Genomic DNA, 11,887 nt, shown 5'->3' with positions numbered 1-11,887 from the left:
TCTGTTTCCCGGGCTGTTTTTGGCGGGGGGGGGGTGTTGTGGGGGGTGGGTGACCGCACGAAAGCGCCCCGCGTGCGGTCCGGCAACGTGAAGAAGGCTCGCTGCTGGTTGCGGCGTTGCGGACAGGACTTCCGGTCAGGTGCTTAGGGCGCGACAGGTCCGGACCGGTAGAGGTCCTCACCTGCCCACCGGATCCGGTCCTGGAAGCCGAAGCCCGGTGCGGCGACGAAGTTCGCCGCGTCGTCCACCGATCCCGAGCCGTCGTACTTGGCGCGCAACGGGTACGGGAACACCGGCCGGGTGCGCACGACGTTGCCGTCCTGGTCACGCCCCTCGGCGATGATCCGGGACGGCGCCCGGCCGCCTTCGACCCACGACACGAGTGCCCGGAACGGGTCGAAGCCGGTCAGGGTGTCGCCGCCGGCGCAGTGCCACATCGACGGTACGACGAAGAGCCTTGCCCAGGAGGGGTTCTTGCCGCCGGTGAGGCGTTGCCAGTAGTCGAGCGTGCCCTCGAACGGGATGCCCTGGTCGCCCGCGCCGTGCCAGATGATCAGCTTCCCGCCGGCGCGCTGGAACGCGCGCAGGTCCAGCGAGAGCGCGTTCGCCTTCACGGTTTCGGGCACCAGGCGCCGGAACTCGCGGACGGTGAACTCGAAGGACTCCAGCGACGAGTGCGGTTCGCCGATCGGGTAGACGAGGTGCTTCAGGCCGTTGTCCGCGAGCTCGGGCGCGATGCCGCGACCGAGGCCGGGAGACGGGTTGAGCCAGAACGTCCACGAGAGCTCGGAACCGTGGGGCTGGCCGCCGGGGTAGAGCCGCACGCCGCCGTCGGACGGGCCTGCGTAGAGGCGGCGGACGCGGGCGATCTCGTCGTCGGTCAGCTGCCCGGCCAGAGTTCCCGGGTCGAACCTGCACAGGCGCGGGTCGTCGATCTGGCCGTCGACCAGACCGTCCAGGCCGTCGCAGGCCGCCATCACCGCGTCGTGCAGCAGAACGATCTTGTCGTTCGGGATGGTGTTGCGCGCGATCCACGCCTGGTAGCCGATCAGCGCGGTGTAGTAGGCGCCCGGTGCGGCCGCGATGATGCCGTCGAAGTCGCGCGGGTAGCGCTGCGCCAGCAGCAGGCCCTCACGGCCGCCGTTGGAGCAGCCGCTGAAGTACGACTTCGACGGTGCTTTGCCGTAGAAGACCGAAATGATGTGCTTCGAGACCTTCGACAACACGTGTGGCGCGCGGAAGAAGTAGTCGTCGCGGGCCTTCTGGTCCGAAACGGCCCACGTCGTGTCGAACGGGTTCTCCGGCGGAGCCTGGTGCCCGTCGTCCGTCGCGGCCACCGCGGCGTCACCGAAGGCGGGTCCGCAGCCGGCCGGGAAGGCCGGATCGCCTATGACTCCGCAGAATCCGCCACAGCCGTACTGGAGGTAGCGGCCCTGGTAGCCGCGCAGCGGCAGCTTCAGCTGGAAGCCGATGTCCGGTTCGATCGTGCCGCGCACATCGCAGAACTCCGTGGTACCAGTGACAACCGCGGCTGACGTGACGCTCGTGCGGGCGTCCGGCACGTCGAACGAACGCACCAGGTCTGCACAGGAACGCAGTGGACCGGAGGCGGCGGCGGGAGCGATCCCCGCCGCCACCGTTCCCAAGACAACGAGTGGTACCAACAACTTGCGGAACATATGGCGTCCTTCCCCCTGTAGTCGGACGTACAGAGGGAGTCTTCCAGCTAACTGACGTGCACGCGTGGGCGTCGAGTCGGATCCGACTCAGCCGAGCGGATGATTTCGCGTACGACCGGAGGCGTGTCGCCGCGGCCGAGGATCAGGTAGCGGAAGAGGTGCGCCAGCGGATTTCCCTCCGACCACTCGAAGTGCGCGTGCGGGATCACGCCGGTCGAGTCGCGCAGCGCCAGCAGGATCGCCGCGATCGCGTTCGGCGCGGCGGGAGCGGCGGCGCGCAGGACGCGGTGGCCGTCCACCTCGACGCCGGACACGCACAGGACGTTGCTGAACGCCGACGGGTCGACGATGTCGATCTCCAGGAAGATCACGTCCGCGGACCCCGGCACCGGGTTCATGCCGCGCTGCTCGGTCTCCTTCTCGTCGTACTCGGCCTTGTCACCGTACTGACGGCGGTTCGCGATCAACGTGATCCGGCCGTCGTTCTCGATGGTCTCGGTGATGAGCCGGCGGGCCTGCTCGTCGAACTTGATCCTGTCGACGCGCAGTTCGGTCGTGCGCGAGATGCGCGACACCAGGGAGATCACCACGATGCCGATGATGAAACCGAACGAGATCGTGATGCCGTCCGGCTTCTCGATCACGTTTTCCACCAGCGCGTAGAGCAGCACCAGCGTCAGCACGGTGAACCCGATGGTCGCGCCGCGCTGCCTCTTGCGCCACGCGGACACCGTCACCGCGAACGATCCGGACACCATCATCGCCAGGATCCCGGTGGCGTAGGCACCGGCCTGCTCGTTCACGTCGGCGTTGAAGATGATCGTGATGATGACGCAGATGACCGTGTAGACGATCACGACGGGACGAACGGCGCGGCCCCATTCCGGCGCCATGCCGTAGGAGGGCAGATAACGCGGCACGATGTTGATGAGACCGGCCATCGCCGAAGCCCCGGCGAACCACAGGATCAGGATGCTGCTGATGTCGTAGACCGTGCCGAACACCTCGCCGAGCAGTTCGTGCGCGAGGTACGCCAGCGCACGGCCGTTCGCGGGCCCGCCGGGCGCGAACTTGTCCTGCGGCACCAGCACGGTGGTGATGAACGACGTCGCGAGCAGGTACACCGACATGATCAGCGCGGCGGTCGTCAGCAGCTTGCGCGTGTTGCGCACACGGCTGTCGAGGCGCTTCTCCGGCGTCTCACCGGACGCCGCGACCAGCGGCATCATGCTCACACCGGTCTCGAACCCGGACAAACCGAGCACCAGCAACGGGAACGCCAGGATCGCCGGGCCGATGACTCCGAAGAACCCACCGCCGTACGTGCCCAGCGCCGACACCCAGCGATCAAGCGCGTCCGGCGTCGAGAAGACCTCCACGAGGCCCACCGCGGCCACGACGGCGTTCAGCGCGAGGAACACCGCCACGAGCGGGATCGCGACGCCCACGGCCTCGCTGAAACCCATCAGGAACACGCCGCCGAGGATCAGCAGCAGCACGATCGTGAGCACCAGCTCGGTGCCGTGCAACGACTCCGGCACGTACGGGTTCTCCAGCGCGTGCACCGAGGCGTCGGCGGCGGACAGCGTGATCGTGATGATCCACGACGTCGCCACGAACCCCAGCAGCACCAGCACGAAGACCTTGCCGCGCCAGAACGGCAGCAGGTCCTCCAGCATCGCCACGGAACCCTGGCCGTGCGGGCTCTCCCGCGCCACCCGCCGGTACATCGGCAGCATGCCGAGCAGCGTCAGCGCCACGATGAGCAGTGTCGCCAGCGGGGACAGCGCACCGGCGGCCAGCGCGGCGATGCCGGGCAGGTACGACAGGGTGGAGAAGTAGTCGACGCCGGTGAGCGTCATGACCTTCCACCACGCGTGCGGCTTGGCGTGCGACTCGTGACTTCCGGGACCCGAAGGTGCCACGCGGTCCGCGAGCAACCACCTGCCCAGCGGTCCGCCGGGAGGGGCCGGCCGTTCCGGACTCGGAACCTCGGCGGGAATGGCGAACTCCGTGCTCATGGCGCAGAGCATGCCACCGTCAGCTGATCACGGCCGGAACTCCGCCGGGAACCCAGTCTCCTGAATGGACAATCCGGACGGACGCAACGTTCCGATGCTGCCCTGTGCGTGCAGATCGAGAAAAAGGTCCACAACGTCCGGATCGAACTGCTGCCCGCGACCGGACCAGAGTTCGCGCCGCGCACGGTTCTCGTCCAGCGCGGTCTGATGTGGACGATTCGACCTCATCGCAGCCCACGCCACGCACACGGACAGGATTCTTGCTTCCGCACGGATGTCGGCGCCGCGCAACCCGTCCGGATAACCGGCGCCGTCATAGCGTTCGTGCTGCTGCCGGATGACGTGCGCCACACCTGCGAACCCCGGCACCATCCGCGCGAGCCGGTAGCCGAAGTCGGGGTGCTGGCGCAGCAGCCGCCACTCCTCCTCCGACAACGCGCCGGGCTTGGTGAGCACCACCTCGGGGATGATGACCTTGCCGATGTCGTGCAGGCGCCCGGCGAGCTGGGTGACCCGGATCGTGGGCGCGTCGAGCCCGAACTCCCCCGCGGCCACACCGGCCCAGCGCGACACCGACCGGCTGTGGTCGTAGCGGTGCAGCCAGCCGTCCACCCGGTCGGCGACCTGGCAGAGGAACTCCGCCATCGCGCCGTCGGTGTCCGGGTCGACCGCGGGCAGCGGCTCCGGACCGACCGCGATCCTGTTGCGCCCGGCCGCTTTCGCCGCGTACAGCGCCCGGTCCGCGATCACCACGATGTCGTCGGGACCGTCGCCGTGCGTCGGGAAGCTCGCCGAACCGACCGACACCGTGACGAACAACGGGATGTCGTCGTTGCCCGCGTTGACCGGAATGGGTTTCTCCGCAACGCGTTCGCGCAGCCGGTTCGCGATCACGGACAACCGGCCGGGACCGGCGTCCGGCACGAGCAGCGCGAACTCCTCGCCGCCGTACCGGGCGAGCACCTCACCGGCCCTGGACGCCGCGCGCAGCCGTGCCGCGACCTCCATCAGCACGTCGTCGCCGGCGGGGTGGCCGTAGTTGTCGTTGATCGACTTGAAGCGGTCGACGTCGATGATGAACACCGCGACCGACCCGTCGCCCCGCCGGGCGCGGGAGATCTCCAGCGGCAGCTGGGCCTCGAAGAACCTGCGGGTGTGCAGCCCGGTGAGGCTGTCGGTGATCGCGAGCTTGCGCTGGTCCGCCACCAGCCCTGCCAGGCGGGCGATGATCAGCAACGACAGCAGGGCGCTGCCGGCGGCGATCACCAGGACGTCCTGCGACGACTCGCCCACGTCGTGCACCAGCATCAGGACCGGGGCGGCGAGGGCGGCCGAGCACAGCGCGATGATCCGGCCGCGGCTCAGCCCGACGTCCTTGACGTGCGCGCGGTCCACGAGCCGCGCCATCGTCGGGTGCAGCGCCGCCGCGCCGATGCACAGGTTCGCCGACAACCAGATCGCGTCGAGGAAGTTGCCCGCGTGGTAGCTGCCGTCGAGGCGCTGCAGCACGTAGATCGTGTCCGCGGTCAGGATGCCCAGCAGGTTGCACGTCAGCAGGACGAACGCGCGCGGCCGGGGCCCGGCCCCGAAGATCAGCCGCAACGCCACCACGAACAGCGCCAGGTCCATCATCGGGTAGCCGAGCGACGCGATCTTCACCAGGACCGGTGACGTGAGGCGGGCCTGCGGGCCGATCATGTACAGCCAGGACGCCATGCCCGCGACGACGGCGAGCACCGCGGCGTCGAGCAGGCTCGGCAGGTCGAGGCCCGGGGTCCGGCGGCGGATCAGCAGGATCACGCCCGCGACCATCAACGGGTAATGGCCCAGGTAGAAGATGTCCGCGTACGAGGGGTAAACCGTGTACTCGAAGATGTAGTGCGATGCGTAGAACGTCAGGTCGGCGATCGCGTAAACGACCTGGCTGAGTGCGAGGAACACCCACGGCCGCCTCCATTGGGGGCGGTTGCGCCGGACACCCGCGAATGTCGCGACCGCGGCGGAAGCGCTGATCGTGCAGTAGAGCACCACCCGTACCGTTTGCCCCGTCGTCCCCGCGGGGCTCACCGGGATCAGGTAGTAGACGCCCAGCAGCAGGTGACCCGCCACCAGGTACATCCACCACGCCCCGGTGTGGCCGGTACGGAAGATGGTCACACGAGACCCCTCGTTCTACGACATCGGTCGAGCCAGGTGATGATGCCCGACTTGGGATGATCGCGGCACCGTCGTTACTCCAATGAGGTGACCCACCATTACGGACGCTACCGCAAATCGCTCTTCTGTTTTCCACCACTGCGACTGCGTTGATCTCGCGGGTCGCCGATCCGTGCCTGTGGGTGGTACCCGAGGATTTTCGCACGACTTTTCGGTGCTCGGCGGTGATTCGTGCACCTTGTGCCACTGATATTTCCGACCTGTCGGTCGGTAAGCCGGTTCACAAGACCTTCGTCGTTGACCGTTGCTCGTACCGGGGTCGCGGATGAGGTGAGAGCGACGATCAACGGACTATCGTGAGCCGGTGGACGGCGTTCGGTTCGGGGTGCTTGGGCCGCTGCTCGTCACGCACGAGGGGCGGGCCGTCCGCGTTCCCGCAGGCCAGCCACAACAGGTCCTGGTGCTGCTGCTCCTGCACGCCGGTCAGACCGTCAGCGTCGACCACCTCATGTCGATCCTCTGGGACGGCGATCCGCCCGCCAGCGCGCGCAAAGCCGTGCAGGTGCACGTCTCGCAGCTCAGGAGGGCGCTGAAAGACCTTCCCGGCGTGTCGCTGGAGTGGGCGCGGCAGGGGTACCGGCTCGACATCCCCGAACGGTCGCTCGACCTGCGGCTCTTCCGCGACGCGCAGGACCCGGACGAGGCGCTGGGGTACTGGCGCGGGCCCGCGCTGGCCGAGCTGACCACGAACACCCAGCTCGCGAACCAGCTGGAGGAGGAACGGCTCGCGGCCGTCGAGCGCCGTGCCGACAAGGCGATCAGGGACGGCCGGCACCACGAGATCATCGGCGAGCTGACCGGGTACGTCGCGCAGCACCCCACCAGGGAACGGCTGCGGGGCGCGTTGATGGTCGCCCTGCACCGCGGCGGACGGCAGGCGGACGCGCTCAGGACGTACGACGAGGGCCGCCGCCTGCTCGCCGAGGAACTCGGGCTCGATCCCGGCCAGGAGCTCCAGGACCTGCACGCCGCGATCCTGCGGGGCGACCTCCCCGCGGTGCCGCGCGAACTGCCCGCGAAACCCGACCCGTTCGTGGGCCGCCGCGCGGAGGTCGAGCTGATCACGGGCGCGGCCGAGACGGTGATCGCCGTGCACGGACCGGGCGGGCAGGGCAAGAGCGCGCTCGCCGCCGTCGCCGCGCACGCGATGGCCGAACGTTTCCCGGACGGACAGCTGTACGCCGACCTGCACGGCGCCACACCGGGCCGGTCGCCGCTCTCCCCCGCCGAGGTGATCAGGCGGTTCCTGCGCGCCCTGGGCACGCCACCGCTGGCCGTCCCCGCGGACGTCTCCGAGGCCGCCGCGCTCTACCGGTCGACGCTCGCCAGGCGGAAAGTGCTGGTGCTGCTCGACAACGCGGTGGACGCGGCACAGGTCGGCCCGCTGCTGCCCGGTGAACCGGGTTCCACCGTGCTGATCACCAGCCGCCGGATGCTGGCGACGCTGAGCGCCCGGCACGTCCGGCTCGACCCGTTGCCCGAGGCCGACGCGCTGCGGTTGCTGGGCGACGACAGCGCCGCGGCCAAGCAGGTCGCCCGTGCCTGCGACCACCTGCCGCTGGCGCTCACGATCGCGGCCGCGCGGCTGCGGTCACGGCCGGACTGGACGACCGCGACGCTGGCGAGACGGCTCGCGGACCAGCGTCACCGGCTGGACGAGCTGCACTTCGACGACCTCGGTGTGCGGTCGAGCTTCCAGCTGGGCTTCGAGGGCCTGGACGCCGGCTCGACCAGGGCGTTCGTCCTGTTGTGCTGCCTCAACGTGCCGACGGTGGCCGAGCCGGTGGTCCGGGCGTTGCTCGGGCAGGACGAGGTCGACCGCGCGCTGGACCCGTTGGTGGACGCCAGACTCGTGGAACCGTGCGGACCGGAGCGGTACCGGGTGCACGACCTGCTGCGGCTGTTCGGCGCCGAGCACGGGAACGACGAGAAGCAGGAGGCGCTCACCCGTGCGCTCACGCACTACCGCGCCACGCTCGCCGCTGCTCTGAAGAAGCTGCGGCCACACGCTTACGGCGCGCTCACGTACTCCGCGACCAAGCAGGACATCGACGAACCGTTGCGGTGGCTGACCGACGAGGCCGAGAACCTGCTGGCTGCGGCGCGTTCCACTGTGGAATCGCCCGAGCTGGCCGAGCACGGGCTGGCCATCGCGCACATGCTCTACCCGCACCTGTTCAAGCAGGACAGGGTGGCGGACCTGGTCGAGCTGGGCCAGATCGCGGATCAGGCCGCTCGCACCGTCGGCACCTCGGCCGCGTTGCAGACGGCGCTGCTGGTGCGGTCGGCCGCGAACCGCCGGATCGGTTCGTTCGACATCGCCCTCGCCCAGCTGGAGGAAGTGCTGGAGGCGCGCGCCGACGACCCGTTCGGGCAGGGGCGTGCGCTGTCCGGCATCGGCACGATCCAGCGCGAACTGGGTGAGCTGGAAAAGGCCGCGTCGACCCTGGCGCGGGCGGTCGAGCTCACGTCGGAGCACGGACCGGCTGGTGCACAAAGGGTTCCGCTGTCCGCACTGGCGCAGGTGCACCAGGTCGCCGGACGGTACGAACAGGCGCTCGACAGCGCCGAGCTGAGTCAGAAGCTCGCCCGTGAGCACGAGGACGAGGCCGGAACGGCGTATGCGCTGGCCTCGCGAGGACAGGCGTTGTTCAGGCTCGGCAGGCTGGCGGAAGCCGAGGCCGCGCTGAGCGAGTGCATCGAGCTGTGCCGGGTCACGGGCGAACACAACGACGAGTGGCAGGCGCTGCTGTGCCGCGCAGAAGTGCTGCTGGCCGCGGGAAAACCCGGCCAGGCCACCGCGGATGCCGACCGCTGCCTGGAGATCACCGCCGCTCGCGGCGACCGGTACGGCGAGGGCGTCGCCCATCTCGTGCTCGCGAGGACAGGCCGGGAAAAGCACGCGGACCGGGCGGCCGAACTGCTCGGCACACCCGGTCTGCGCAGGGACAACCTGTTGGACGGCCTGATCGGCTGATCAGCCGCAGTGCTCGAAACCGCTGGTGTAGCTGGAGGTGCCGACCATGCCGCCCCACTTGACGCACTTGCCGGGCGCCTTCTTCTTCACGGGGCCGGCGTAGTAGCCGTACTCGTCACGGTCGGTCGTGCGTGCTTCGCCCTGCACCTCGAGGAACGCGCCGACGTCGGACGCCGTGCCGATCTTGGTGGTCTTGATGGCGACCACGCAGTTGTAGCCGTTGGAGGCGTTGTACAGCAGGGAGACCCGCGCACCGGTCACGTTCGCGCCGTCGATGACCTTGTAGCCGTCGCCGCAGGCCTCTTCCGGGGTGTACGGGTTGGTGGTGCCACCGCCACCGTCACACTTGTTCTTCGACTTGTAGTTCTGGGTGCCGTAGTACAGGATCGTCGTCCCGGAGAACTTGATCTTCTGCGGCGTCCCGTTCAGCAGCTGCTCGAAGTGCAGGTGGGCGCCGGTCGAGCCGCCGGTGTTGCCGACGTTGCCGATGGTCTGCCCCTGCGAGACGCTCTGGCCGACCGACACCCGCTGGGCGGAGAGGTGGGCGTAGCGCGTCGTCCAGCCGCTGCCGTGGTCGATCTCGACCCAGCGGCCGTAGCTCGTGCTGCCCTCGTTGCGGACCTTGCTGACCTTGCCCGAGGCGGACGCCACGACGGCGTCACCCTCGTCCGCACCGCGGTTCAGGTCGATCGCCAGCTGCGGGCTGTGGTTGGTCCTGGTCTGCCCGGACCACGTCTGTCCACACGGGAACGGCAGCTCGAAGTTGGTGGCGGCGCTGGCCTGCGGGCCACCGAGCACCAACACGCCCAGCCCGATCGCGAGACCGGCCACCCCTGAGATCATTCTCTTGACGTTCATCGTTTTCCCCTCGTCATCCGAAGATCCGGCGGACCTTCGTGTACGGCGTGCCGTGGCTGTTGAGTTCGCTGATCCGGACGCTCTGCCCGTTGCGCGGCGGCGAGGCTTCCAGGATCTTGTCGTCGCCCAGGTAGAGGGCGACGTGCGTGGTGGCGTCGGAGTCGTTGTCGGAGCGGCCCCAGAAGACGAGGTCGCCCGGCTTGCGGTCCGCGATGGCCACCGCGCGGCCCTTGGTGTTCTGCGCACCCGTCCAGGCGCCGATGTCGAGGCCGGCGCCCTTCCAGAAGGCGTACAGCGTGAGGCCCGAGCAGTCGAAACCGAGCCGGTTGTAGTCGTCGCCCTGGGAGGGGTCGTTGTCCGGGTAGTGGTGGACGCCGTAGGAGGCGCCGCCCTTGCCGCCCGCACCCCAGGAGTACAGGTAGCCCTTGCCGATCTGGGACTTCGCAGTGTCGATCACGCGCTGGACCTTCTGCGCGTTCGTGCCGGTCGTGGGCCCCGCCGGACCGTTGCTGCGGCCGTGCACGGCGTTGCCCGGCGGCGTCTCGCCCGGCTCGATGCCGTCGGTGTCGCAACGCGGCAGGCCCGGGACGAACCCGCTCGTGCCGGTGGTGACGTAGTTGTCCGGCACCCACAGGTCGTCGGTGGTGAAGTCCCAGATCGTGCCGCTCTCGGCCTGCGCCTGGCACTTCACCGGAACCTGTTGCCCCGCCCGGTACCTGTCCACGACCGAACCAGGCGCCGTGGCGGCGTCACCCTTGTTCCTGCGGCCGTTGAGGTCGACCTTGGCGGGGAAGGACTTCGAGGTGGCGCACCTGGGCAGCACCATCGTGTCCGACGGGTTGCTCGTGTAGCCGTCCGCGATCCACAGGCCCTCGGTGGTGAGGTCCCAGACGTTCTTGCCGCCGTACTCCGGGCCCGTGTCCTGGCAGACGACGTTCACCTTCTGGCCCTTGAGGTACATGTCGGCGACGCGCTTCTGGCCGACGGGAACGCCGGGGTCCTTGACGGTGCGGCCGTCGAGGGTGGTCGTCGCGGTGAAGCCGCGGACCTCGGCCTGTGCCGTGCCGGCGCTCGTGAGAGGCACCAGCACGGTCAGGGCGGCGACCGCTGTGAGAACGGTCTTCCTCATGTCAGCAGCGGATGCTCGTGCGGGCGGTGGGGGTGTTGCCGCCCCACTTGATGTTGCCGACGGCGTGGGTGCACACGTTGAGCGTGTTCGTGCCCGACGACCAGTTGTCAGCCTTCTTGCCGTGGCACTGCAGGCCTTCGAGCGTGTAGGGCGCGCTGGAGCCGGTGGCGACCGAGACGCAGACGTCCCAGTTGGAGTGCGAGGAGCGGAAGCCCTCCCACACGTAGGTGTAAGCCCAGTTTTTGTTGCAGCCCTTGAACTGCTTGACCGAACCGATGGTGGTGCCGCCGCTGGTGATGTACGCGGTGGAACCGATCTGCGTCACCGGGCCGCAGCCCGGCGCCGACTCGGCCTGCGCCGGAGCGGTGAGCCCGAGCATCGCGCCACCGACGATGACGGCCGCTCCGAGCGCACTGGCGATCTTGCTGAACATGCTTCTCCCTCAATGGTTTTGCGATGGTGGTGCGGAGAGTGGTCAATCGGTGATGTAGCCGGTCACGACGCGCCCCCTCAGCAAGCGCTCGACGCGAGACGGGCGGTGCGGTGCACGCCGTTCTTGTCGACGTAGAGCACCTCGCCGCGGGCGCAGCCGGGCGCGTGGACCATGTTTCCCCAGTGGTCGCCGGGCGTTCCCGCCGCGACGAAGCCGACGTGGTCGTTGCCCGACCACACCGTGATGCGCAGAGCCGAGTCGCCGCCCGAGTAGTTCGAGACCCGCACCCAGTTCGTCCTGCACCCAGGCGACCAGCGCAGTTCCGCCGTACCGCCCGTGTACATGGGCGCGGTGTCGGCGGTCGTCGAACCGCTGCTGCAGCCGGCGGACACGGGGTCCTTGTCGTTGCACCCGCGTCCGCTGCAGGACGCGGCCTGTGCGTCCGGCGCCATGAGGAGCGTGAACGCGGCTGCGGCGATCAGGGCTGTCGACTTCATGGCGCTGACACTGCCGATCGGCGCTCACAGCGATCTGACAGCTACACCCCGTCAGATGTCAGCGCGGTGTCAGAAG

General features: G+C 69.1%; 8 protein-coding genes. 1 reads left to right on the top strand and 7 read right to left on the bottom strand.

The window, feature by feature from the left end; all coding sequences use genetic code 11:
* Positions 1-143 precede the first annotated feature (143 nt).
* From AB0M48_RS42270 to AB0M48_RS42260, 3 genes are all read right to left on the bottom strand, one after another.
* Positions 144-1,577 (bottom strand): tannase/feruloyl esterase family alpha/beta hydrolase, encoded by a 1,434-nt coding sequence (locus AB0M48_RS42270; protein WP_363853965.1) that lies wholly within the window; start codon positions 1,575-1,577, stop codon positions 144-146.
* Between the two features lie 149 nt (positions 1,578-1,726).
* On the bottom strand, positions 1,727-3,700 hold the full coding sequence (locus tag AB0M48_RS42265) for an amino acid transporter (protein WP_363853962.1): 1,974 nt from the start codon (positions 3,698-3,700) through the stop codon (positions 1,727-1,729).
* A gap of 27 nt (positions 3,701-3,727) precedes the next feature.
* Positions 3,728-5,857, bottom strand: a complete 2,130-nt coding sequence (locus AB0M48_RS42260; RefSeq protein ID WP_363853959.1) for a diguanylate cyclase — start codon at positions 5,855-5,857, stop codon at positions 3,728-3,730.
* A 364-nt stretch (positions 5,858-6,221) separates the two neighbouring features.
* Here AB0M48_RS42260 and AB0M48_RS42255 point away from each other — a divergent pair, with 364 nt between their 5' ends.
* Positions 6,222-8,894, top strand: a complete 2,673-nt coding sequence (locus AB0M48_RS42255) for a BTAD domain-containing putative transcriptional regulator (RefSeq protein WP_363853956.1) — start codon at positions 6,222-6,224, stop codon at positions 8,892-8,894.
* Here AB0M48_RS42255 and AB0M48_RS42250 read toward each other — a convergent pair whose 3' ends face one another.
* The 4 genes from AB0M48_RS42250 to AB0M48_RS42235 form a co-directional block, all read right to left on the bottom strand.
* Complete coding sequence (locus AB0M48_RS42250; RefSeq protein ID WP_363853954.1) at positions 8,895-9,752, bottom strand: M23 family metallopeptidase; 858 nt, start codon at positions 9,750-9,752, stop codon at positions 8,895-8,897. It abuts the gene before it with no gap.
* Positions 9,753-9,765: 13 nt separating this feature from the next.
* Complete coding sequence (locus AB0M48_RS42245; RefSeq protein ID WP_363853951.1) at positions 9,766-10,881, bottom strand: NlpC/P60 family protein; 1,116 nt, start codon at positions 10,879-10,881, stop codon at positions 9,766-9,768.
* Between the two features lies 1 nt (position 10,882).
* Positions 10,883-11,314, bottom strand: coding sequence for a hypothetical protein (locus tag AB0M48_RS42240; RefSeq protein ID WP_363853949.1), 432 nt, complete (start codon positions 11,312-11,314; stop codon positions 10,883-10,885).
* Between the two features lie 77 nt (positions 11,315-11,391).
* The gene (locus AB0M48_RS42235; protein ID WP_363853946.1) at positions 11,392-11,811 is read right to left on the bottom strand and encodes a DUF2690 domain-containing protein; all 420 of its coding nucleotides are present in this window, start codon (positions 11,809-11,811) and stop codon (positions 11,392-11,394) included.
* Positions 11,812-11,887: the final 76 nt, after the last annotated feature.

This window comes from Lentzea sp. NPDC051208, from assembly GCF_040682435.1.
GTDB classification, from domain to species: Bacteria; Actinomycetota; Actinomycetes; order Mycobacteriales; family Pseudonocardiaceae; genus Lentzea; species Lentzea kristufekii.
Note: the sequence above shows the minus strand (reverse complement) of the source record. Positions and strands in the feature narration are given on the sequence as shown.

Coding starts and splice junctions, on each gene's coding strand:
- AB0M48_RS42265 (WP_363853962.1), bottom strand. CDS start 3,700: ATGAGCACGGAGTTCGCCATTCCCGCCGAGGTTCCGAGTCCGGAACGG.
- AB0M48_RS42250 (WP_363853954.1), bottom strand. CDS start 9,752: ATGAACGTCAAGAGAATGATCTCAGGGGTGGCCGGTCTCGCGATCGGG.
- AB0M48_RS42245 (WP_363853951.1), bottom strand. CDS start 10,881: ATGAGGAAGACCGTTCTCACAGCGGTCGCCGCCCTGACCGTGCTGGTG.
- AB0M48_RS42240 (WP_363853949.1), bottom strand. CDS start 11,314: ATGTTCAGCAAGATCGCCAGTGCGCTCGGAGCGGCCGTCATCGTCGGT.
- AB0M48_RS42235 (WP_363853946.1), bottom strand. CDS start 11,811: ATGAAGTCGACAGCCCTGATCGCCGCAGCCGCGTTCACGCTCCTCATG.